Source organism: Pseudomonas lini, assembly GCF_964063345.1.
GTDB lineage: Bacteria > Pseudomonadota > Gammaproteobacteria > Pseudomonadales > Pseudomonadaceae > Aquipseudomonas > Aquipseudomonas lini_B.
Window position 1 is genome coordinate 3323888 of the sequence record NZ_OZ061318.1, and the last position, 22086, is coordinate 3345973.

The following is a 22086-nucleotide window of genomic DNA, read 5'->3' on the forward strand; positions in this document are numbered from 1 at the left end:
TGGCAACCCGGCCCTCCCAAATTTCCGATCCACTGCCAGTTCCCACCGGCGGCGGATTTGTTGCGTCACTGCATTGTCATCTTTCTGTCATACAGGATCGCTAGGGTGTGCGAATGAATGATCTGGCCAACTCCACCATGACTACAAATCCCCCCAAGCGAATTGACTTCAATACGCCTGAGCTGCAACGCAAGCGCCGCATTCGTGCGCTGAAAGATCGCCTGACCCGCTGGTACGTCCTCGTCGGCGGCCTCGCCGTTCTTGGCGCAATCACCCTGATCTTTTTCTTCCTCGGTTACGTCGTCGCGCCGCTGTTCCAGGGGGCCGACCTGACCGCCAAAGACGCCATCACGCCTGCCTGGATGCAAGACGCTGGCAAGCCGCTGATGATCTCCCTCGAAGAGCAGAACCAGGTCGCCATGCGGGTTTCCGACAAGGGCCAGGCGTTGTTCTTTGATATCGACACTGGCGCTGAACTGCGCCGCGTCGACCTGCCGATTCCGGCCGGCACCAGCGTGACCTCCATTGGTGAAGATCAGCCCGGCCATCCATTGGTGGCGGTGGGCCTGTCCAACGGCCAGGCGCTGGTGTTCCGTCACACCTATAAAGTCAGCTACCCGGAAGGCAAGAAAACCATCTCGCCGGCCGTCGAGTACCCGTACGGCGAAACGCCGGTCGCGCTGAACGAGGCGGGCGGAGCGCTGGAGCACGTCAGCCTCAACGCTACCGAATCGACCCTGCTGCTGGCCGGTTCCACCGGTGCGCAACTGCATGTCATGTCGCTGACCAGCGAAGAAAACATGATGACCGGCGAAGTCACCAACGAGCAGAAGCGCATCGAACTGCCGCAAATGACCGAGCCGGTGAAGAACATCTTCGTCGACCCGCGTCAGCAATGGCTGTACGTGGTCAACGGTCGCGCTCAGGCCGACGTTTTCAGCCTGCGCGAGAAGAGCCTCAACGGGCGCTACAAGTTGCTTGAAGATGGCAATGCCGAAGTGACCGCCAGCACCCAATTGCTGGGCGGCATCTCGCTGATCATCGGCAACTCCAAGGGTGGCCTCGCCCAGTGGTTCATGGCCCGCGACCCGGATGGCGAGCTGCGTCTGAAGCAGATTCGTACCTTCCAGATGGGCACTGCGCCAATCGTTGAAATCACCGCCGAAGAACGTCGCAAAGGCTTCGTTGCCCTCGACGCGTCTGGCAAGCTCGGCGTGTTCCACAGCACCGCTCACCGCACTTTGCTGGTGGACCAGGTGGTTGATGGCCAAGGCCTGTTCGGTCTGTCGCCACGGGCCAACCGCGTGATCGTGGAGCAGGGCGGCAAGCTGCAACCGTTGCTGCTCGACAACCCGCACCCGGAAGTCTCGTGGAGCGCGTTGTGGAGCAAGGTCTGGTACGAGAACTACGACGAGCCTAAATACGTCTGGCAATCGACCGCGGCCAACACCGACTTCGAACCCAAGCTGAGCCTCTCGCCGCTGACCTTCGGTACCCTGAAAGCTGCGTTCTACGCCATGCTGCTGGCCGCGCCACTGGCCGTGGCCGCGGCGATCTACACCGCGTACTTCATGGCCCCAGGCATGCGTCGCAAGGTCAAACCGGTGATCGAGTTGATGGAAGCGATGCCGACGGTGATCCTCGGCTTCTTCGCCGGCTTGTTCCTGGCGCCGTATGTCGAAGGGCATTTGCCCGGTATCTTCAGCCTGCTGATGCTCCTGCCGATCGGCATTCTGGTGGCGGGTTTCGTCTTCAGTCGCCTGCCTGAATCCATCCGCCTGAAAGTGCCGGACGGCTGGGAAAGCGCGATCCTGATCCCGGTGATTCTGTTTGTGGGCTGGCTGTCGCTGTACATGAGCCCGTACATGGAAACCTGGTTCTTCGGCGGCGACATGCGCATGTGGATCTCCCACGACTTAGGGATTACCTACGACCAGCGCAACGCTCTGGTGGTCGGTCTGGCCATGGGCTTCGCGGTCATTCCGAACATTTACTCCATCGCCGAAGACGCCGTGTTCAGCGTGCCTCGCGGCCTGACCCTGGGCTCCCTGGCCCTCGGTGCCACACCGTGGCAGACCATGACCCGCGTGGTAATCCTTACCGCCAGCCCGGGCATTTTCTCGGCGCTGATGATCGGCATGGGCCGTGCGGTCGGTGAAACCATGATCGTGCTGATGGCCACCGGTAACACCCCGGTCATGGAAATGAACCTGTTCGAAGGCCTGCGCACCCTGGCGGCCAACGTCGCAGTGGAAATGCCCGAATCGGAAGTCGGCGGCAGCCACTACCGCGTGCTGTTCCTCTCGGCGCTGGTGCTGCTGTTGTTCACCTTCATCATGAACACCCTCGCGGAACTGATTCGTCAGCGTCTGCGCAAGAAATACTCGTCGCTTTAACAAAGGTAGAAGTCTGTGAAACAGAACTCCCTGAATGGATGGTTCAAGAGCGGCGCCCCCGGCGTCTGGATCAGCGGCGGCGCGGTGTCCATTGCGGTCATCATGACCATTGGCCTGCTGGCGGTGATTGCCGTGCGCGGTCTGGGTCACTTCTGGCCGGCGGACCTGATCCACGCCAGTTACGACGTGCCGGGACAAGCCAATCACCTCGTCATCGGCGAAGTGGTGCAGAAGGAAGAAGTGCCACGCGAGCGCCTGAAAAGCGCTGGCCTGCCGGTGCCCGATCAGGGCCCGGAGTTCATGACCCGCGAGCTGATCAAGGTCGGCAACCGTGATCTGAACGGCACCGACTTCACGTGGATTGTCGGCGAATGGCTGACCAACCAGAAAACCCCACCTGAGCTGATGACCATTGAGCGTCGCGAGTGGGGCAACTTTTACGGTTATCTGGTCAACGTCAAACAGGATGGCAAGGTTATCGCTGAAGGCGAGGCCGCATGGCCTGAGTTGCAGGCGCGTGTCGATCGCGTCAACCAGCTCGCCGCACAGCTCAAGAGCCTGGAAAAAACCGATATCGGCGCGATCAACGCCGGGCTCGAACGAGTGCGTCTGCACGGTCGCAAACTGGAACTGGCTGGCCATCTCGACGCTGCCGCACAAGCGGACCTGGAGTCCGAGCGTGCCGAGCTGAATGCCCGTTATCAGGAAATCGAAGCGCGTCTGAATGATCTGCACGCGCAGTTCAACCGCGACAGCCTCACCGCTCGCGACGCGAACGGTAAAGAGGTCGAAATCGGCATCGGTAAAGTGGTTCACGCCTACCAGCCGAACGCCATGGGCACTTTCACCAAGATCGGCTTCTACTTCAGCAAGGTCTGGGAATTCCTCAGTGATGACCCGCGTGAAGCCAACACCGAAGGCGGGATTTTCCCGGCGATTTTCGGCACCGTGATGATGACTCTGATCATGGCGATGATCGTGACGCCGTTCGGTGTATTGGCGGCGGTTTACCTGCGTGAATATGCACGGCAAGGACCGATGACCCGGCTGATCCGCATCGCGGTGAACAACCTGGCGGGTGTTCCGGCCATCGTTTACGGCGTATTCGGTCTGGGCTTCTTCGTCTATGTGCTCGGCGGTTCGGTCGACCGGTTGTTCTTCCCTGAAGCACTGCCGGCGCCGACCTTCGGTACGCCGGGCCTGCTCTGGGCCTCGCTGACCCTGGCGCTGCTGGCGGTGCCGGTGGTGATCGTGGCCACCGAAGAAGGCCTGGCGCGGATTCCTCGTACCGTTCGCGAAGGCTCGCTCGCCCTCGGTGCAACCAAGGCTGAAACCTTGTGGAAGATCGTGCTGCCAATGGCCAGCCCGGCAATGATGACCGGCATGATCCTCGCCGTGGCCCGTGCCGCCGGTGAAGTGGCGCCGCTGATGCTGGTGGGGGTGGTGAAACTGGCGCCGTCGCTGCCGCTGGATGGCAACTACCCGTACTTGCACCTGGACCAGAAGATCATGCACTTGGGCTTCCACATTTATGACGTCGGCTTCCAGAGCCCGAACGTCGAAGCCGCGCGGCCGCTGGTGTACGCCACCGCATTGCTGCTGGTGCTGGTGATTGCCACGCTCAACTTGTCGGCGGTATGGATTCGTAACCATCTGCGCGAAAAATACAAAGCACTGGATAGCTAAGTTAATGGGTCGCCGCTGTCCCTTGTGGGAGCTGGCTTGCCTGCGAGGCGAACGACGCGGTGTATCAGAGGCACCGCAGTGATGCCATCGCAGCGGTGCGGCGATCCGACAAGCCAGCTCCCACAGGGACCGGCGTCAGACAGAGATTTTGAGTAAGCCGCTGGCCTGAACAAAGCCAGCGGTTCAACGAACCGAATTTGTTAGCACAGGGAGCCTCCCATGCAGCACGAAGCACACACTCACGGCATCAACATGTCGGCCTTGGGCCGCGACAAACAGAGCCTGAGCCTCGAGCAGGAAACCGTGGCCATCGAAGTGCCGGGCCTGAGCCTGTTCTACGGCGACAAACAAGCGCTGTTCGACGTCAGCATGAACATCCCGAAACAGCGCGTGACCGCCTTCATCGGCCCGTCCGGCTGCGGCAAGTCCACGCTGCTGCGCACCTTCAACCGCATGAACGACCTGGTGGACGGCTGCCGCGTCGACGGCGCGATCAACCTCTACGGTCACAACATCTACCGCAAGGGCGAGGACGTGGCCGAGCTGCGTCGTCGCGTCGGGATGGTGTTCCAGAAGCCCAACCCGTTCCCGAAAACCATCTACGAAAACGTGGTTTACGGTTTGCGCATTCAGGGCATCAACAAGAAACGCATTCTTGATGAAGCCGTCGAGTGGGCATTGAAAGGCGCGGCGTTGTGGGATGAGGTCAAAGACCGTCTGCACGAGTCGGCCCTTGGCCTGTCCGGTGGTCAGCAGCAACGTCTGGTGATTGCCCGCACCATCGCCGTGGAGCCGGAAGTGCTGCTGCTCGACGAGCCGTGCTCGGCACTCGACCCGATCTCCACGCTGAAAGTCGAAGAGCTGATCTACGAACTGAAATCCAAGTTCACCATTGTTATCGTGACCCACAACATGCAACAGGCCGCGCGGGTTTCCGACTACACGGCGTTCATGTACATGGGCAAACTGGTGGAATTCGGCGACACCGACACCCTGTTCACCAATCCGGCGAAGAAGCAGACCGAAGACTACATCACCGGTCGTTACGGCTAGCAAGCGGTTGTTACTCACTGAACTGACGCTGCGGTCCACCGCACCTTACCGGACGCTCCAAGGACGCCAACATGATTAGTAAAGAAGGCCTTACCCATCACATCTCCGCGCAGTTCAACGCTGAGCTCGAGGAAGTGCGCAGCCACCTCCTGGCCATGGGCGGGCTGGTCGAGAAGCAGGTCAACGACGCGGTCACCGCGCTGATCGAGGCCGACTCCGGCCTGGCCCAGCAAGTGCGTGAGATCGACGACCAGATCAACCAGATGGAACGCAACATCGACGAAGAATGCCTGCGCATTCTGGCCCGTCGTCAGCCGGCGGCGTCGGACTTGCGGTTGATCATCAGCATCTCCAAATCGGTGATCGATCTGGAGCGTATCGGCGACGAAGCCACCAAGATCGCCCGTCGTGCCATCCAGTTATGCGAAGAAGGCGAAGCACCGCGCGGTTACGTCGAGGTTCGCCACATCGGCGACCAGGTGCGCAACATGGTTCGCGATGCCCTGGACGCATTTGCCCGCTTCGACGCCGACCTGGCGTTGTCGGTGGCGCAATACGACAAGATCATCGACCGCGAATACAAGACCGCACTGCGTGAACTCGCCACCTACATGATGGAAGACCCACGCTCTATCTCGCGGGTCTTGAGCATTATCTGGGTGCTACGCTCGCTGGAGCGGATCGGCGACCACGCGCGCAACATCTCGGAACTGGTGATTTACCTGGTGCGTGGCACCGACGTGCGTCACTTGGGCCTCAAGCGCATGAAAGAAGAAGTTGAAGGCACAAGTGCCGAAACCGCTAATGTTCCGGGAAAAGCTGACGATAAGTAAGATTGCCCAAGAAAAGCGCCCGGCCCTTTGGCCGGGCGTTTTTGTTTGCGTGAGGCTCTCGAATTGAAAAGCTGAATTGAAAAACCGAATAGAAAAGCAGCACCCGCGAACGAAAAGTCCCGGCGTGACTGAAGAGTTTTGGCAAAGTGCCATCAGCCAGCGTTATGCTTGCCGGGATTTTTAAAGGGGTGTTGGATGAGCAAGATCAGTGTGTTGGTCGTGGACGATGCGTCGTTCATTCGTGACTTGGTGAAGAAGTGCCTGCGCAACTACTTCCCGGGGATCCGGACCGAAGATGCAGTCAACGGCAAAAAGGCCCAGGCCATGCTGGCCAAAGAAGCGTTCGACCTGGTTCTGTGCGACTGGGAAATGCCGGAAATGTCTGGTCTGGAACTGCTGACCTGGTGCCGCGAGCAGGAAAACCTCAAGACCATGCCGTTCGTGATGGTCACCAGCCGTGGCGACAAAGAGAACGTCGTCCAGGCAATTCAGGCCGGCGTTTCCGGCTACGTCAGCAAACCGTTCACCAATGAGCAGCTGCTGACCAAGGTCAAGCAGGCGCTGAACAAGGTCGGCAAGCTCGACACCTTGATGAACAGCGCGCCGACCAAAATGAACTCGGCGTTCGGCAATGATTCCCTCAGCGCGTTGACCGGCGGCAAGGCTGCCGTGGCTACCCCATCGGCAGCCATCGTCAATCCGTTCGCCAAACCTGTCGCCGCCGCGCCAGCCCCGGCTGCCGCGCCGTCCCGCGGCCTACTCAATAGCCCGCCAGTCAAGGCACCTGCCGCCTCCGCCGCATCGGCTGGCGGTCGTGGCCAAGGCCAACTGCGCCTGCCCAGCGGCACCCAGCAATGCGTGATCAAGGCCTTGAGCATCAAGGAAGCGCTGCTGGTGGTGAAACGCACCGACACCCTGCCGCAAGTCCTCGATAGCGCCGTGCTCGACCTGGAGCAGGGCGACAACGCTGAAATCGCCCGCCTCAACGGCTACCTGCATGCCATCGTCGCCTATGAGCCGAAACCTGACAGCGACTGGCTGCAACTGACTTTCCGCTTTGTTGACCAGGATGCGCAGAAGCTCGACTACATCTCCCGCCTGATCGCCCGTGGCACGGCGCAGAAGCATTTCGTACCCGGCGCGTAACGTGTACCGCTGATCGTTCCCACGCAGAGCGTGGGAACGATCAAGCTCACCGCACATCCCTTGAACCACCCCATCTTGAAACATCTGTCGACTACGCGGGTCCATTTCAGCTGCTAGGCTCCTTTCCAGGCCTTACTCGACAGAATCTTGCCCATGCTCGCGCGCCTGCTGTTTTTCTGTGGTCTGTTCATGGCCTCCACCTCGGCTGTGGCCATGACGATTTACCGGTCCACCGACGCCAGTGGCGTGGTCTCTTACAGCGACCGCCCCACCAAAGGCGCGAAGGTGTTCGTTTTTCGGGACCGAATGGTCGAGCGTCTTGAGCGGCAGGTGTACCTCGATATCAAGAAGCAGAGGGGCATGGACAGTGTGTTCGTGCGCAACGATCTGTATGCGCCGGTCGAGATCGAGCTCAGTTTTTCTGGGCTGAATAACGTCAGCGGTGCGCCAAGCCGACCGATCCGTCGGGTTTTGCCGGCGCGCAGTAACATTCGTCTGGCGCTGCTCAAGGCGACGAAGGTCGGAAGGCCGCTGGCGTATACCCCAAGGTTCGAATATTCCCTGGGCGACCCCGCAGGGGCCGCCATGGCCTATCGATATCCGTTGCCCTGGCGTGGCGGGCCGTTTCGGCTGAGTCAGGGCGCCAATGGCCAATACAGCCACTACGGGCCGAAGAACCGTTATGCGATGGACATCGCCATGCCCGAAGGCACGCCGATAATCGCGGCGCGCGGCGGGATGGTAGTGAAAACCGAGAATGGCCAGACCGGGCGCGGCAATGACCCGTCGGGCAATTTCGTGCGGGTATTGCACGATGACGGGACCATGGGCGTGTACCTGCACCTCAAGAAAGGTTCGGTCAGCGTACGGGAAGGTCAGCGAGTGGTGGTGGGCAGTGCGCTGGCGCTGTCGGGCAATACCGGCAACAGCAGCGGCCCGCACCTGCACTTCGTGGTGCAGCGCAATACCGGGTTGGGGCTGGTGTCGATTCCATACCAGTTCAATCAGCCGGTAGGCGCGTTGCCCAACTTTGCGTTGGGCAAGAAATGAACGCGATGGAAATCTACTGTAGCGAGGGGCTTTTTGTGGCGAGGGAGCTTGCTCCCGCTCGGCTGCGCAGCAGTCGTAAACCGGTGAATGCGGTGTGCCTGGGTAAGCGCGGCTGCAGGATTGGGGCCGCTTCGCGACCCAGCGGGAGCAAGCTCCCTCGCCACAAGAACCCGCTCACCACCGGTATCACACCTAGTCGAGCATCAACACCTTGGCCAAAATGATCTTCGGTCCTTTCATCTTCTTGATGATGATCCGCAAGCCTTCGACTTCCAGCACTTCTTCCTCTTCCGGCACCCGTTTCAGGGTTTCGTAGACCAGCCCGGCGAGGGTTTCGGCTTCGATGTGGTCCAGATCGATGCCCAACAGGCGTTCCACCTTGAACAGCGGCGTATCGCCCCGCACCAGCAGCTTGCCCGGCTGATACGCGAGGATCCCGCGTTCGGCCTTGCGGTGTTCATCCTGAATGTCGCCGACCAGCACTTCCAGCACGTCTTCCATGGTCAGGTAGCCGATGATGTTGCCGTCGGCTTCCTCGACCACAGCGAAATGCGAACCGCCCTTGCGGAACTGTTCCAGCAACTGCGACAGCGGCATATGGCGAGATACACGCTCCAGCGGGCGGGTCAACTCGGCGAGGTTGAACGACTCGGGAATGTGATCCAGTGCGGCCAATTCAAGCAGCAAATCCTTGATGTGCAGCAGGCCGACGAACTCCTGGCGCTCGCTGTCGTACACCGGGTAGCGGCTGAACTTGTGGCGACGGAACATCGCCAGGATTTCCTTGAGCGGCGCGTTGAACTCCAGCGTCACCAGGTCTTCCCGGGAGTTGGCCCAGTCGACCACCTCCAGCTCGCCCATTTCCACCGCCGAGGCCAAAACACGCATGCCTTGGTCGCTCGGGTCCTGGCCACGGCTGGAGTGCAGGATCAGTTTCAGTTCTTCACGGCTGTAATGGTGCTCGTGATGCGGGCCGGGTTCACCCTGGCCTGCGATCCGCAGGATCTGGTTGGCGCTGGCGTTGAGCAGGTAAATGGCCGGGTACATGGCCCAGTAGAACAGGTACAGCGGCACGGCCGTCCAGAGCGACAGCAGCTCGGGTTTGCGGATGGCCCAGGATTTCGGGGCCAGCTCGCCGACCACGATGTGCAGGTACGAAATGATAAAGAACGCCGTGAAGAACGACACGCCTTTGACCACTTCGGCGGACTCTACGCCGACCGCTTCGAGCACCGGCTCGAGAATATGCGCGAACGCCGGTTCGCCGACCCAGCCCAAGCCCAGCGAGGCGAGGGTGATACCCAGTTGGCAGGCCGAGAGGTACGCATCGAGCTGGCTGTGCACGGTGCGCAGGATATGCCCGCGCCAGCCGTGTTGTTCAGCGATGGCTTCGACCCGGGTCGAGCGCAGTTTGACCATGGCAAATTCCGCCGCAACGAAAAAGCCGTTGAGCAAAACCAGGATCAGAGCAAAAAGAATCATGCCGAAATCGGCGAAGAGTGTCGCGAGGGTCAAGCCAGGGGAAGGGTCCATGATGGAGTTTTGCGGGTTCCGTGTATTCGAAAGGAAAGAAAAAAGTGCGCCTGAAGGGCAGGCACAAGTCAGCCAATGTAGCGGCTGACTCGGGGCTTGCCTAGTGGCGAGTGCTGGCCGGTATCAATCGGCGGCGCTGATAACCCGGGATTTGGTGACCTGGGCTGGCGAAAAATGGCAGGTAAACGTGCTGCCGTGGCCCGGCACACTGCTGATTTCCATACGTGCCCGATGGCGCAACAACACATGTTTGACGATGGCCAGCCCCAGCCCGGTGCCGCCGGTGTTGGAGTTGCGGCTGGAGTCGACACGGTAGAAGCGCTCGGTCAGACGCGGCAAGTGTTTGCTGTCGATGCCGATCCCCGAATCCTGCACGCTCAAATGCGCGCCTTGATCGTCACCCCACCAGCGAATGCGAATATTGCCCTCGGCCGGGGTGTATTTCACTGCGTTGAACACCAGGTTGGAGAACGCGCTACGCAATTCGGCTTCGCTGCCCTTGAGCAGAATCGTCGGATCGGCTTCCAGGCTGATGTGCTGGTTTTTTTGGCCGGACAGTTGCTGAGCGTCGCCCTTGATCGATTGCAACAGGCTGTCGATGGACACCGGTTGATTGTCCGACGGGTAATCGGTGGCTTCCAGTTTGGCCAGCAGCAGCAAGTCGTTAAGCAAGGTCTGCATGCGCCCGCCTTGCTGCTGCATCTGCTGCAGGGCACGGGTCCAGCGCGGATTCACTTCCTCGACGTTATCGAGCAGGGTTTCCAGGTAGCCGCAGATCACCGTCAGCGGCGTGCGCAGTTCGTGGGACACATTGGCGATGAAGTCTTTGCGCATCTGTTCCAGCTGATGGATACGCGTCACGTCGCGCACCAGCATCAGGTGTTCGTTGTTGCCGTAGCGGGTGATGTACAGCTGAATGCGCAGGCGATCATTGATTGGCGAAGGAATTTCCAGCGGCTCGGCGTAGCTGTCCTGCTCGAAGTATTCCTTGAAGCGCGGATGGCGCACCAGATTGGTCACGGGCTGGCCGCTGTCCTGAGGGGTCTTGAGGCCGAGCAGGGTTTCGGCGGCGCGATTCCACCATTCCAGGTTGCCGTCGCTGTCGAGCATGATCACCGCGTCTTTCAGCGCAGCGGTGGATTCCTGAACCCGGTCGATCACCGCTTGCAGGCGCCCGCGCACCCGTTGGTCGCGGCGTTGCAAGTGGTAGATGCTGTCGAACACTTCACCCCACAGGCCGTAGCCGTCGGGCGGTGCTTCATCGGGTTGGTGCAGGCGCAGCCATTCGTGCAAGCGCAGCAGTTGCTTGAGGGTCCAGGCCAGGTAAAGGCCCAGGCCCACAGCGAGGCTCCAGCCGTAGTAGCCGGAAATCAGGCCGATCACCAGGCAGGCGGTGACCAGCAACAGCATGTGGCGAATCAGGGTGCCATGCCAGTTTTGGTTCACGGAAAATTGCGTCCTTGTCAGCGAGTCTGGCGCAGTCGGCTCAGGCCTTGGTGGAAAACCGGTAGCCAGTGCCGCGCACGGTTTGTACCAGATTTTCGTAGGCATCGCCGAGGGCTTTGCGCAGGCGACGGATGTGCACATCGACAGTGCGCTCTTCGACATAGACATTGCCGCCCCAGACCTGATCCAGCAACTGGCCACGGGTGTAGGCACGTTCCTGGTGGGTCATGAAAAATTGCAGCAAACGGTACTCGGTCGGGCCCATCTCGGCAGGTTTGCCGTCAATGGTCACGCGGTGGCTGATCGGGTCCAGCAGCAGGCCGCCGACTTCGATCGGCGCTTCGCCATCGGTCGGGCCGGCGCGGCGCAGCACGGCTTTCAGGCGCGCCACCAGCTCACGCGGGGAAAACGGTTTGGTGATGTAGTCGTCAGCGCCGACTTCCAGGCCCTGGATCTTGTTGTCCTCTTCGCCCTTGGCGGTGAGCATGATGATCGGGATATCCCCGGTCAGCTCATCGCGCTTGAGGCGGCGGGCCAGCTCGATGCCGGAGGTGCCGGGCAACATCCAGTCGAGCAGGATCAGGTCCGGTTTGCGGTCGACGATAATGGCATGGGCCTGCTGCGAGTTCTCTGCCTCCAGGCAGTCGTAGCCGGCCATTTCCAACGCAACGGCGATCATTTCGCGAATGGGCGCTTCGTCGTCGACGATCAGAATGCTCCTGCCAACCATGCGTTAATCCTCTTGTCATTTAACTGTCTTGCGCCGCATTAGATAACGGAATTATTGCAGTCGTGTGACAGTATTTTAGCCGCCCTGCGATTGTCGCGATCCTGAACTAAGCTCTAAGTCCGAATCCTGACAACCACAAGAGGAAGGTTTCCATGAATCACATTGCTCAATCCTGGAAGGCCCTGCTGGTCGCGGCTGCGCTAACGCTGCCGTCCCTGGCCTTCGCCGCCGAGCCGGCGATGATGAAAGACGGGATGATGGTCGATCATAAGGGCATGACGGTGTACACATACGACAAGGACTCAGGCGGTAAGTCGATGTGCAACGGCGAGTGCGTTGAATATTGGCCGCCAATGATGGCGCCGGCGGGAGCCAAGCCCGAAGGCAAGTGGAGCACGATCAAGCGTGACGACGGTAAGATGCAGTGGGCCTATGACGGCAAGCCGCTTTACACGTTCATGAAGGACAAAAAACCTGGTGACATGGCAGGCGACAATATGAAGGACGTCTGGCACATCATGCGCGAGCATAAGTAAGCGATTCGCCTGCGCCGTAAACAGTTCGCAGCCTGCAGTCGCTCCATCCCCCTGTTGGAGCTTGCACAGGCTGCGATCTTTTCCAACGGTCAATGCAATGCGTAATCCAGCACTATCCCGACAAAAATCGCCAACCCCGCCCAATGGTTATGCAAAAACGCCTGGAAGCAGCGCATCCGGTCCTTGCTGCGGGTGTACCAGAACTCCCACGCAAAACAGCCCGCCGCCGCCAGCAACCCGAGGTGGAACCAGCCACCGAGGTGGAATTTCGAACCCGCCAGCAACAAACACCCCAGCGCCAGTCCCTGCAGGGTCAGAATGATCACCCTGTCGGCGTCGCCAAACAGAATCGCAGTGGATTTCACCCCGATCTTCAGGTCGTCGTCGCGGTCGGTCATGGCGTAATAGGTGTCGTAACCCACGGTCCACAACAGGTTGGCGATCCACAGCAACCAGGCCACCGCCGGCAGTTCACCGGTTTCGGCGGTGAACGCCATCGGCATGCCCCAGGAGAATGCCGCGCCCAGTACCACTTGTGGGTAATAGGTGTAGCGCTTCATGAACGGGTAAGTGAATGCCAGGGCCAAACCGCCCAGCGACAGCCAGACTGTCGCCGCGTTGGTGCACAACACCAGCAGGAAACTCACACCCATCAGCACCGCGAAGAACACCAGGGCTTCTTTCGAGCTGATCTTACCGCTTACCAATGGCCGCTGTTCGGTGCGTTTCACGTGGCCATCGACCTTGCGGTCCGCCCAGTCGTTGATCACGCAACCGCCGGCACGGGTCAGTACCACGCCGAGCACGAAAATCACGATATTGGCCAATGACGGCGAACCTTCACCGGCAATCCAGAGTGCCCACAACGTTGGCCACAGCAGCAAATAAATGCCGATCGGCTTGTCCATGCGGGTCAGCTGAATAAAATCCCAGGCCCGAGGGTTCAAGCGGTTCAGGGACCTGAGCAGGCTCTGGTACATCAGCAATTCTCCGGATGGGCGCGGGTGGCGTTCCACAAGGTCGGCAGGAAGATCTCGGCCACCAGCACGCTCAAGGCACCGCGGTCGAAACGCGAGCGCCGGCCCCACAGTTCAGGGGTCTGAGCCTCCATCGGCAACCATGCTTGAGGATAGTGACAAACCTCGATAGCCCGGCGCTGAAACGCCTGATCGCAAAACAGCAATTCGCCCAGAGAGCGGCTGCCCAGTTCGTCCATATGTAATCCATCCCCCTGCAACGCGCTACGCGCCGCCACGCTGCGGGCAAACACCCAGGCTTCTCCGTGACCGCGCAGATACACCTCGCGCACCCAGCCTTCACTGCCTTCGGCCAACTCCAGCGCAGCACATTCATCGGCGCGTAGCGATTGCCAGCCCTCGAACAGCGGCGTGACGCTGAAGCTGTCATTCGACAGGCGGATCAGGCGCCGGGTCAGCGACCCTTCATCGAACAACCAATCAAGCGTAGACGTGTCGGGGAGGGGCGTCAGTTGGCTTCGAGGGAGCCAGACCGGCGTCGGGAAGGGAGCTTTTGAGTGCGGCACAGTGAGTCATTATTGGCAGCAAATGAGGCGGCGAGCTTACCATGTCAGGCACCGATTTTGATTGACCGGCCTGCCGTTACGCCGAACAGGCTTGCATCTGCACGGCCCGATCAGTACAAAACGCCCCTGAGCCGGACGGCAACACTTCACCTATCGACCGTTCGTGCCGGCAAAAGCCTGAATCCTGAGGAAGTACCTGAATGAAAAAGTGGCAATGTGTGGTCTGCGGCCTGATCTATAACGAAGCCGAGGGCTGGCCGGACGACGGTATTGCAGCGGGCACGCCGTGGCAGGACGTGCCGGAAGACTGGCTGTGCCCGGACTGCGGCGTGGGCAAGATGGATTTCGAAATGATCGAAATCAACTAAGAACCAAAGGAGCAAGGAATGAACGCACCTGTCGTGATCGTCGGCACTGGGCTGGCTGGCTACAACCTGGCCCGGGAGTTTCGCAAACTCGATGGCGAAACCCCGCTGCTGCTGATTACCGCAGATGACGGACGCTCCTACTCCAAGCCGATGCTCTCCACCGGCTTCGGCAAGAATAAAGATGCCGATGGCCTGAGCATGGCCGAACCTGGCGCCATGGCCGAGCAATTGAAGGCCGAAGTGCGCACCCACACGCGCATCAGCGGTATCGATCCGGGCCATAAACGCCTGTGGATTGGTGAGGAAGCGGTGATCTACCGTGACCTGATCCTGGCCTGGGGCGCGGAAACCGTGCGGGTGCCCATCGAAGGCGACGCGGCGGATGCCGTTTTCCCGATCAATGATCTTGAAGACTACGCACGCTTTCGCGCGGCCGCAGACGGCAAGCGTCGGGTGTTGCTGCTGGGCGCCGGTTTGATCGGCTGCGAATTCGCCAACGATCTCATCCTCGGTGGTTACGAGGTGCAACTGGTTGCACCGTGCGAACAGGTCATGCCGACTTTGCTGCACCCGGCGGCGGCCGCTGCGATCCAAGCCGGTCTGGAAAGCCTGGGCGCGCGCTTCCACCTCGGGCCGGTGCTCAATCGCCTGCAACGAGTGGCTGATGGCCTGGAAGCGCATCTGTCCGATGGCCAAGTCATCCCTTGCGATGTGGTGGTGTCGGCCATTGGTCTGCGTCCGCGCATCGACCTGGCGGCCGCTGCCGGGCTGCAGGTCAACCGTGGCGTGGTGGTCGACCGTCATCTGAAAACTTCTCATGCCAACATCTATGCCTTGGGCGACTGCGCCGAGGTCGATGGGCTGAATCTGTTGTACGTCATGCCCCTCATGAGCTGTGCGAGAGCGCTGGCCCAAACCCTCGCCGGCAACCCTGTAGCAGTGAGTTATGGCCCGATGCCAATCACCGTGAAAACCCCGGTCTGCCCATTGGTGGTTTCGCCGCCGCCACGGGGCGCGGAGGGCGTCTGGACGGTCGAAGGGCAGGGCGCGGACGTCAAGGTGTTGTGCCGCGACAGCGCCGGCAAATTGCTGGGCTATGCCCTGACAGGCGCGGCGGTGATGGAAAAACTCGCCCTGAACAAAGAGCTTCCAGCTCTGCTGGCGTAAATACCGGACGTTCTGTCGGAATCACCCCGCTTTTGCCCCCACAAAGGTCGCGGGGAGACTGGCGCCGCTCTGAAGCGCGTGCCATTCTCACTCCCGTCTGCCGCAGAGTAGAGCACCTGCGGCGCCTTAGGCGCTGTTCCAACGAGAACAGCACGGACATAACAACAAAAAACCGTCAAAGGGGCTTCACTAATGCGTAAACCAGAACTCGCCGCTGCAATCGCGGAAAAAGCAGACCTCACCAAAGAACAGGCCAACCGCGTTCTCAACGCCGTTCTCGAAGAAATCACCGGCGCTCTGCACCGCAAAGACAGCGTCACGCTGGTGGGCTTCGGGACCTTCCTGCAACGCCATCGCGGTGCACGTACGGGCAAAAACCCGCAGACCGGTGAGCCAGTCAAAATCAAGGCCAGCAACACTGTTGCGTTCAAGCCAGGCAAATCGTTGAAAGACAGCGTTAATCCATAATTGCGGCGAATTCCCTGAATAGTGGGGAGGACCGTATTGAAAAATGGGCATGCCGATTGAATCGGGTGCTCATTTTTTTGCTTTCCGGAACTGAATTATTGTCTTGTTTCTCAAGTCTGGGGTGAGGACGGAGGCACAGAAACCGCTCCACTTTTCTACTGCGTTGTCTCTGGATCCGGAGCCGGAATGACCACACTCGCCCAACTGGCTGTACGTTTGCGTTGTGTCAGAGCACGCAATGCTTCTGCGTCAGGTTCGCCTTTTTTCGTGAATTTGACAGGTGCCAAAACATAGAGCATCACCTTTTCCTCGTCGGGGATCGTCTCTTGTTCGGTTTTCGTATCCCAGGCTTTATCCACGGCCACGAAAGCATCCACTTCATCTGGCCAGGCCAGGTTGGCATACATGGCATCGGAACGACGAATCAAGAAGCCTTCCGACAAGGGGCAATCATCGAACGTGTGGCGAGCGAGCAGAGACAGCAACTCAACCGGAAAAACCCAAGGACTGTGCGGGGTAAAACCTTGCTGCGTAAGAGGCCAGTCGCCAGGCAAGCATACGAATAATTCCGTATGAGGACTTTCGGCAAAAAGTCCGATGGTGAAGAGCAACTTGAACTTGTTTTTGCCGTCAATACAGCTGATACGCAGCTCCAGACCCTCTTCATTAGTGAAGGGACTCAGTTGCGCGGGTAAAACCCAGCCAGCGGTGTTGTGCACGAAAGTGACTATAGAACCACCAAATTCCTCGGGCTGGCTTTCAACAACGTCCATGATACTGACCGCCCCCGATTTTCTTAAGGTGGACGCAATATCTGTAAATCCCCAAGTATTGGCGATGTCCAATGGCGCGGTATTCAGCCTGGTGTGCAGTCGATTGATGTTGGCATGGTGTTCTATAAGAAGATTGACGACGTCCTCATGCCCAAAGGTAATCGCGTCAATCAGCGGGGTGGTTATGCTGTTAGGCCACCCATCCACCAGAGCACCGGCCTCAAGAAACCATTGGCATGTTTGTAGATGTCCATTGCCAGCGGCTGCGGCAAGTGGCGTGCTATTGCCGGAACTGGCAGCAGGCTGGTCCAGCGCAATACCTAAAGACACCAATAAGCGGCAAATTTCGGTTTGACCCTGTTCGGCAGCCATGTGCAGCAGGGTCTCATGCCCATCAAGACCATACATGGGCAGGTGCAATAGAACGGAATTTTTCTCTAGGTGCTTTTTTAGTGAGGCTGCATTTCCCGACGCGATGTCTGCGTGAATGGCTAATAAAGTCTTGATGTTCTTTTCATAAATTTCTTCTGGGTTGTTCATTTAAAAAATACCTTTTGTCATTTGAGCACCCATTTTTTTCAATGCGTTTTGGACACTGGCCAGCCCGCCGACGTCCGCTTTCTGAAGTATTTCATTGACTTTTTTGGCGCTGGCTATCGAGTGATTCCCTCCACCATTTTGGGCCCAAGTGAAGTTGCGCGGGTCGTTGTTTAGGCCAATTTTGTGTTTGGCCAGAATTTTTTGCGAGTCGGTAATGTACTTTTGATTTTGAGCTTTCCAGCTTTTCGGAGCTTTTTCGCGGACGATATGATGGTAATGCGGCTTTACCATACCCTTAGGTGCAGGCCCCATCGCTCTCTTCTGTGAGGCGCTGAGTCGACAAACTTCCCACCCCCACGGATCCACCCACCCAATCGGATTCGGTGCGTATTGATAGAGGTTAAATCCCCCCATCAACCCAATCGGATCCGGCGTCGTAAACCGCCCCACATCCGGATCGTAAAACCTGAACGTATTGAAATGCAGCCCCGTCTCCCGGTCCAGGTACTGCCCCTGAAACCGCAGGTTCTGCTCTTCGATGTAATACGGCTCGCGCACCTCTTCTAACGTGTTGCCCCACACCCGATAACTCGCCTGCCAGACGTTGTGGCCGTCCGCTTCGGTGAGTTGTTCCGGCAGGCCGTTGAGGTCATTGTGGTAATAGCGGATTTTTCGCAGCGGGCCGATACCATCGACGCGGGCCAGGGGTTCGTAACCGTCGTCTTCGTAGAGGTAAAGGCTGGTCTGTTGATGGCGATGTTCCTGCAACAGGCGCAGACCGTCCCAGGTGAAGCGGGTTTCACCGAGCGGGTAGCCGTTGGTGTCGTGCTCGGTTTTTTTAATGCGTCGACCCAGTGGGTCGTAGGTCATCCTGAGCACGCTGCCGTTTTCATTGCGCACTTCAATCAATCGGCTTTCGGCGTCGTAACCGAAGCGCTGCAGGCCCCGTTTAGCGCTGCGTTTTTCGATCATCCGGCCAAATGCGTCGTAGCGGTAACGCTTGTCTTGGTAGGTCAGCAGTTTGTTGTGTACCACCAGTCCGGCGCCGGGTTGTGGGCCGTCCAGCAGGTTGGCGGCGGCGTCGTAGGCGAAGGTTTCGCGCTGGCCGTGCAGGCTGTCCTGGCTGGCAATGATGCGGCCGGTGGCGTCGTAGTGCAGCAGTTGGCGATGTTGCGCGGCGGGTTGTTGGTCGAGTTTGCCGATCAGGTTGTCGGCGGGGTCATATTCGAAATGTTTCTGCACGGCTGCCGGCATCAGCGATGGCTGGCTGGTGTGTCGGCGCTGGCGTGAGCGTAAACGTCCGCAGCGGTCATATTCGCTGCGGGTGCTGATCTGGCCTTGGGTGCGCAGCACTTCGCGGTGCAGGCGATCGCGTTCGAAGTCGCTGATGACCTGGCCGTCGAGGTTGATCTGGTGCAGGTGGCCGCTGCCGTAATACAGGCGATTGATCCAGCGGCGGTCGGGCAGTTGGGTCTGGATCAGGTTGCCGAGTTCGTCATAGTGATATTGCAGGCTGCCAGCCGCGCTTTGTTCTTCGAGCAATTGGCCGAGGGCATCGTAGGCGAAGCTCAGGGTTTGTGCGTTGGCGTGGTGGTCGGTAAAGGTGACGGCGGTGAGCTGGTCCAGTGGGTCGTAGGTGTAGTCGGTGCGGCCATCGTCGGTGATTTTGGCGATCAGCCGGCCGACGGCGTCGCGCTCCAGTCGATGAACGATGGGGGCCGGGGGCGTCTCGGGGACGATGGCCAAGCCGTTGCCGTAAGGCGCCGGAACAGCCGTTACCGCCGCGACGTTATCCAGCAGGTCATAGATGTAGCGCTTGGCGCTGCCATCCAGATCCTGTTGTTCGGTCAGCCGATCTCCCGCATCCCAGGCAAACCGATAACTTTCACCGTTCTCATTGGTCAGCGCTTGTAGCCGCCCATAGCTGTCATACCCGAACTGCACTTGCCGGCCGTGGGCGTCGGTGCGCTGACGCACCTGGCCGCGACGGTTGTGTTGATAGAGCGTGGTGTGCCCGGCCGGGTCGGTATAACCGGTCAATTGGCCGCTGACGTCGCGCTGATAGTGCTCGGTACGGCCGTCCGGCAATTGGCTGCTGAGCAACCGCCCTTGGGCGTCGTAGCTGAATTGGCTGCGCTCGCCGAGGGCATCAGTGATGGTTTGCAGATAGCCCCGGTTGTCGTAAGTGAACCGCGTCGGATAACCCGAGCAATCGATGTGTTCGACCAATTGGCCGAACGGGTTCCAGCGTAGCTTTTTGCTTTTACCGGTGGCGTCGATGATCTCGACGACCTGGCCGTGGGTGTCGTAGCGGTATCGGGTGATGTGGCCCAGCGGATCGGTTTCGGCGATGCAGTTGCCGCGCTGATCGTAGCGGTATTGCCAGCTATTGCCGGCGGCATCGGTTTCCACCAGCGGCAAGGCCCAGAGCTCCAGCCACAAGGTCGAGTCGCTGCGACCCAGCGGGTCGGTTTCGCCGATCAGATTGCCGGCGTCGTCGTAGCTGTATTCGTAGTGCCCACCCTGCGGGTCGGTGGCGCTGAGCAATTGGCGCTCGTCGTTCCACTCGAACTGCCAGGTCTGGCCAAGGTTGTCGGTGTATTCGGTGATCTGGTGCTGGTTGTTCCAGCGTCGTGTACTAATGCGCTGCAAATCATCGGTAATGCGCGTAACACCGGCGTCGAGGTCATAGTCGAACTGGTAAGCATCGCCCTCGTCGGTCCAGTGCCGGACCACGCGCCATTCTTTTTCCTCGATGTAAGCCCATTCATAGAAGCAACGCAGCCCCGTGGGCAACTGGTGCTCGACCATCCGCTGTCCGGCGTCGTAACTGAAGCGCCGTTGCACCTGGCCGGTGGCGTCACGCACTTCGGTCAGGTTGCCTGACTGATCGTAGCCATAACTCACCAACACTTCGCGGTGTTGGTCAGGGTAGACCCGCTCCACCTGACTGACCCGTGTCTGAAGGTAGGTCAATTCCACCTGAACCAAGTCAAAGGTGTCGCGCAGTTTTACAAGGCGTCCGACGTCGTCATAGTCGAGATGGATGCGGTTGTCGTTGCGGTCACCCAATTGATCAAGGCGCAGCAGCGCGGTATTGCCCGGCGTTGGATTGAACAAGCGGTACACACCGTCATCGCTTTCAATCAGCAACTGCCCATTAACGTGCCGCCGGACACTCAGCCCTTCACCCGCGCTGAACACCGCGCCGCCCAACGGAATCGAACCCATGTCGATGCGCCGGCCCTGTTCATCGGTGTAGACCAGCGTTTCACCGCCCTCCGGATGAGGCAGGATTTCAACCCGCACCTCGTAGGACACGCTCCAACCCGCCCCGAACAAGCCGTCGCGACGCTCGTCACGGCTGTTGTAGAAGCGCTGCCAATCTATCGGCAGCACCCCCGGCAACACGAAATCCAGCTCTTCGTCACCGCCCAACACCTTGGCCCCGGTGGCGGCGTGCACCGGGTTCGACGAGCCCATGGCGGCGTTGGCCATGGCGCCCATCGCGCTGCTGACGGCCATCGACGTCGCGCCACCGACCAGCATGCACGGCAATTTGCTGAAGAACTTGCCTTTGCCGCCCTTGAGCATCAGCAACGCGGTGACCGCCAGGCCCACGCCCGGGGTCTTGCCGCTGCGGATCTCGCGCACCACCACCGAACCGCCGCCAATGGTCACATTGGAGGAAATCAGCCCGGACGATACGACCTTGGCATCGCAGGTGCTGCGATCGCCGCTGCGCACGGCGGGCTGGCCGTTGATGGTGACTTTGTCCGAGCCCTCGGCCAGAAACTGCGGCGGCATCGGCGGATGCTTCATGCAGACGAGCAGGTCCAGCGGCTTGGGCACGGCGCCAGGTGCCGGGGTGGCAACGGTGGGGCGCCACATCTGCGAGAAGAAGCTCTCGGCCATGTCGAGGTAACTGGCTTCGGCTTCCGGCTCGGGTATTTCCAGCTCGGTGCCGGCCGGCGCGACATGGGACGGGATCGCCCCGGCGGCCCGGGCGGCGGGAATGTTGTTGGTGAGGGTGTTGGTGGAGCCGGTGAGAATGTTCGCCTGTACCGTGGGCGGAAACAGCGAATTACTGAAACTCTCGCATAAATTGCTCAGGCCCTTGTCGGCCCCGGTCTTGCTCATGGCGAGGCCGACGATCGTGCCCACCACCAAGCCGAGCACGACGCAACCCAACCCGCCGGTGACGACCGTGATGCCCGTGGCCGCCACCACGGCGGCGGTGGCCAGCGCGGTGATCGCGATGTTGGCTGCCACCTCGAGCACGCCGCCGAGGATGTCGGCCATCATCGAGGTGTGGTTGAGTGCATCACCCAGCCGGGCGGCCCAGAGCGCGTCAGACATGCAAGGTGCTCATCAGGCCGTAACGTCGAACAATAGCGAACTCTTGATAGTCGCCCAATGCGCGGCTTCGGCATCGCCGAGTTTTTCGGCCTTCACGTAGCTCAGGGCGAGCATTTTGCGGGTGCCGGGCAACACCAGTGCCAACTGGTATTGGAAGACTTTGTCGTTGCCCTTGTTGAACTGGCTGCGCAACTCGATGCCTTCGACTTGCTGGCTGGCGCCCAGACGCACGGCGACGCCCGGTTGAAAACGCAAGTCTTGCACCTGCTTTTCCAGGCGCTTGAGCTGGTCGTCGAAGTTGCTTTGCAAGGTTTCGCCCTCGGCCAGCAAGCTGCGGCTGACAATCAGCGACGTGCCCAGTTCAGGGAACTTGAGGATGTTGATCGACGCGTCTTGCAGTTCGCCTGCCGGCAGTTGGAACTGGAATTCATTGATTCGGTAAGTCATGGAACACAAATC

Annotated in this window: 18 protein-coding genes; 10 read left to right on the forward strand and 8 right to left on the reverse strand. The window is 59.8% G+C overall.

The window, feature by feature from the left end; genetic code table 11:
- Positions 1–362: 362 nt before the first annotated feature.
- From AB3226_RS15195 to AB3226_RS15220, 6 genes are all read left to right on the forward strand, one after another.
- Complete coding sequence (locus AB3226_RS15195; protein ID WP_367375801.1) at positions 363–2396, forward strand: ABC transporter permease subunit; 2034 nt, start codon at positions 363–365, stop codon at positions 2394–2396.
- 15 nt (positions 2397–2411) lie between these two features.
- Entirely contained in the window at positions 2412–4082 is a 1671-nt protein-coding gene (pstA, locus tag AB3226_RS15200) for a phosphate ABC transporter permease PstA (RefSeq protein WP_367373624.1), read from the forward strand.
- Between the two features lie 219 nt (positions 4083–4301).
- Complete coding sequence (gene pstB, locus AB3226_RS15205) at positions 4302–5135, forward strand: phosphate ABC transporter ATP-binding protein PstB (protein WP_367373625.1); 834 nt, start codon at positions 4302–4304, stop codon at positions 5133–5135.
- Between the two features lie 71 nt (positions 5136–5206).
- Positions 5207–5968 (forward strand): phosphate signaling complex protein PhoU, encoded by a 762-nt coding sequence (phoU, locus tag AB3226_RS15210; protein ID WP_007896483.1) that lies wholly within the window; start codon positions 5207–5209, stop codon positions 5966–5968.
- 195 nt (positions 5969–6163) lie between these two features.
- Entirely contained in the window at positions 6164–7114 is a 951-nt protein-coding gene (locus AB3226_RS15215) for a response regulator (RefSeq protein ID WP_367373626.1), read from the forward strand.
- Positions 7115–7267: 153 nt separating this feature from the next.
- Positions 7268–8164, forward strand: coding sequence for a peptidoglycan DD-metalloendopeptidase family protein (locus tag AB3226_RS15220; RefSeq protein ID WP_367373627.1), 897 nt, complete (start codon positions 7268–7270; stop codon positions 8162–8164).
- Between the two features lie 192 nt (positions 8165–8356).
- Here the strand turns inward: AB3226_RS15220 and AB3226_RS15225 are convergent, their stop codons facing one another.
- The 3 genes from AB3226_RS15225 to phoB form a co-directional block, all read right to left on the reverse strand.
- Positions 8357–9697 (reverse strand): hemolysin family protein, encoded by a 1341-nt coding sequence (locus AB3226_RS15225; protein ID WP_367373628.1) that lies wholly within the window; start codon positions 9695–9697, stop codon positions 8357–8359.
- 123 nt (positions 9698–9820) lie between these two features.
- Positions 9821–11107: a phosphate regulon sensor histidine kinase PhoR gene (phoR, locus tag AB3226_RS15230; protein ID WP_367375802.1), complete on the reverse strand. Its 1287-nt coding sequence runs from the start codon at positions 11105–11107 to the stop codon at positions 9821–9823.
- 76 nt (positions 11108–11183) lie between these two features.
- Complete coding sequence (phoB, locus tag AB3226_RS15235) at positions 11184–11873, reverse strand: phosphate regulon transcriptional regulator PhoB (RefSeq protein WP_007896474.1); 690 nt, start codon at positions 11871–11873, stop codon at positions 11184–11186.
- A 152-nt stretch (positions 11874–12025) separates the two neighbouring features.
- Between phoB and AB3226_RS15240 the strand changes: the two genes are divergently transcribed.
- Positions 12026–12409: a hypothetical protein gene (locus AB3226_RS15240; RefSeq protein WP_367373629.1), complete on the forward strand. Its 384-nt coding sequence runs from the start codon at positions 12026–12028 to the stop codon at positions 12407–12409.
- Positions 12410–12498: 89 nt separating this feature from the next.
- Here the strand turns inward: AB3226_RS15240 and ubiA are convergent, their stop codons facing one another.
- Positions 12499–13389 (reverse strand): 4-hydroxybenzoate octaprenyltransferase, encoded by an 891-nt coding sequence (gene ubiA / locus AB3226_RS15245; protein WP_367373630.1) that lies wholly within the window; start codon positions 13387–13389, stop codon positions 12499–12501.
- A complete protein-coding gene (locus tag AB3226_RS15250; RefSeq protein ID WP_367373631.1) occupies positions 13389–13952 on the reverse strand; it encodes a chorismate lyase in 564 nt (187 codons plus the stop codon). The genes ubiA and AB3226_RS15250 overlap by 1 nt, the downstream gene beginning before the upstream one ends.
- 200 nt (positions 13953–14152) lie before the next feature.
- Between AB3226_RS15250 and AB3226_RS15255 the strand changes: the two genes are divergently transcribed.
- The 3 genes from AB3226_RS15255 to AB3226_RS15265 all read left to right on the forward strand — a co-directional run bounded on the left by AB3226_RS15255 (position 14153) and on the right by AB3226_RS15265 (position 15955).
- The gene (locus tag AB3226_RS15255; protein WP_007896465.1) at positions 14153–14320 is read left to right on the forward strand and encodes a rubredoxin; all 168 of its coding nucleotides are present in this window, start codon (positions 14153–14155) and stop codon (positions 14318–14320) included.
- An 18-nt stretch (positions 14321–14338) separates the two neighbouring features.
- On the forward strand, positions 14339–15487 hold the full coding sequence (locus AB3226_RS15260; RefSeq protein WP_367373632.1) for an NAD(P)/FAD-dependent oxidoreductase: 1149 nt from the start codon (positions 14339–14341) through the stop codon (positions 15485–15487).
- A gap of 192 nt (positions 15488–15679) precedes the next feature.
- Positions 15680–15955 carry an HU family DNA-binding protein gene (locus tag AB3226_RS15265; protein WP_003213368.1) on the forward strand — a complete coding sequence of 92 codons (276 nt, stop codon included), beginning with the start codon at positions 15680–15682 and terminating at the stop codon, positions 15953–15955.
- 155 nt (positions 15956–16110) lie between these two features.
- On the opposite strand, the gene AB3226_RS15270 is transcribed toward AB3226_RS15265, so the two are convergent.
- The 3 genes from AB3226_RS15270 to AB3226_RS15280 are packed head-to-tail and all read right to left on the reverse strand — an operon-like array spanning position 16111 to position 22074.
- A complete protein-coding gene (locus AB3226_RS15270; protein ID WP_367373633.1) occupies positions 16111–17268 on the reverse strand; it encodes an ankyrin repeat domain-containing protein in 1158 nt (385 codons plus the stop codon).
- On the reverse strand, positions 17269–21627 hold the full coding sequence (locus tag AB3226_RS15275) for an RHS repeat-associated core domain-containing protein (RefSeq protein WP_367373634.1): 4359 nt from the start codon (positions 21625–21627) through the stop codon (positions 17269–17271).
- Between the two features lie 12 nt (positions 21628–21639).
- Entirely contained in the window at positions 21640–22074 is a 435-nt protein-coding gene (locus AB3226_RS15280; protein WP_367373635.1) for a DcrB-related protein, read from the reverse strand.
- Positions 22075–22086 lie beyond the last annotated feature (12 nt).

What these genes read in the sequence shown, in the direction of transcription:
- AB3226_RS15240 (WP_367373629.1), top strand. Translation starts at nt 12,026, where the DNA reads ATGAATCACATTGCTCAATCCTGGAAGGCCCTGCTGGTCGCGGCTGCG.
- AB3226_RS15215 (WP_367373626.1), top strand. Translation starts at nt 6,164, where the DNA reads ATGAGCAAGATCAGTGTGTTGGTCGTGGACGATGCGTCGTTCATTCGT.
- AB3226_RS15225 (WP_367373628.1), bottom strand. Translation starts at nt 9,697, where the DNA reads ATGGACCCTTCCCCTGGCTTGACCCTCGCGACACTCTTCGCCGATTTC.
- phoR (WP_367375802.1), bottom strand. Translation starts at nt 11,107, where the DNA reads ATGCTGTTGCTGGTCACCGCCTGCCTGGTGATCGGCCTGATTTCCGGC.
- AB3226_RS15275 (WP_367373634.1), bottom strand. Translation starts at nt 21,627, where the DNA reads ATGTCTGACGCGCTCTGGGCCGCCCGGCTGGGTGATGCACTCAACCAC.
- AB3226_RS15270 (WP_367373633.1), bottom strand. Translation starts at nt 17,268, where the DNA reads ATGAACAACCCAGAAGAAATTTATGAAAAGAACATCAAGACTTTATTA.
- AB3226_RS15255 (WP_007896465.1), top strand. Translation starts at nt 14,153, where the DNA reads ATGAAAAAGTGGCAATGTGTGGTCTGCGGCCTGATCTATAACGAAGCC.
- phoU (WP_007896483.1), top strand. Translation starts at nt 5,207, where the DNA reads ATGATTAGTAAAGAAGGCCTTACCCATCACATCTCCGCGCAGTTCAAC.
- AB3226_RS15220 (WP_367373627.1), top strand. Translation starts at nt 7,268, where the DNA reads ATGCTCGCGCGCCTGCTGTTTTTCTGTGGTCTGTTCATGGCCTCCACC.
- AB3226_RS15280 (WP_367373635.1), bottom strand. Translation starts at nt 22,074, where the DNA reads ATGACTTACCGAATCAATGAATTCCAGTTCCAACTGCCGGCAGGCGAA.
- AB3226_RS15265 (WP_003213368.1), top strand. Translation starts at nt 15,680, where the DNA reads ATGCGTAAACCAGAACTCGCCGCTGCAATCGCGGAAAAAGCAGACCTC.
- AB3226_RS15260 (WP_367373632.1), top strand. Translation starts at nt 14,339, where the DNA reads ATGAACGCACCTGTCGTGATCGTCGGCACTGGGCTGGCTGGCTACAAC.
- phoB (WP_007896474.1), bottom strand. Translation starts at nt 11,873, where the DNA reads ATGGTTGGCAGGAGCATTCTGATCGTCGACGACGAAGCGCCCATTCGC.
- pstB (WP_367373625.1), top strand. Translation starts at nt 4,302, where the DNA reads ATGCAGCACGAAGCACACACTCACGGCATCAACATGTCGGCCTTGGGC.
- ubiA (WP_367373630.1), bottom strand. Translation starts at nt 13,389, where the DNA reads ATGTACCAGAGCCTGCTCAGGTCCCTGAACCGCTTGAACCCTCGGGCC.
- AB3226_RS15195 (WP_367375801.1), top strand. Translation starts at nt 363, where the DNA reads ATGCAAGACGCTGGCAAGCCGCTGATGATCTCCCTCGAAGAGCAGAAC.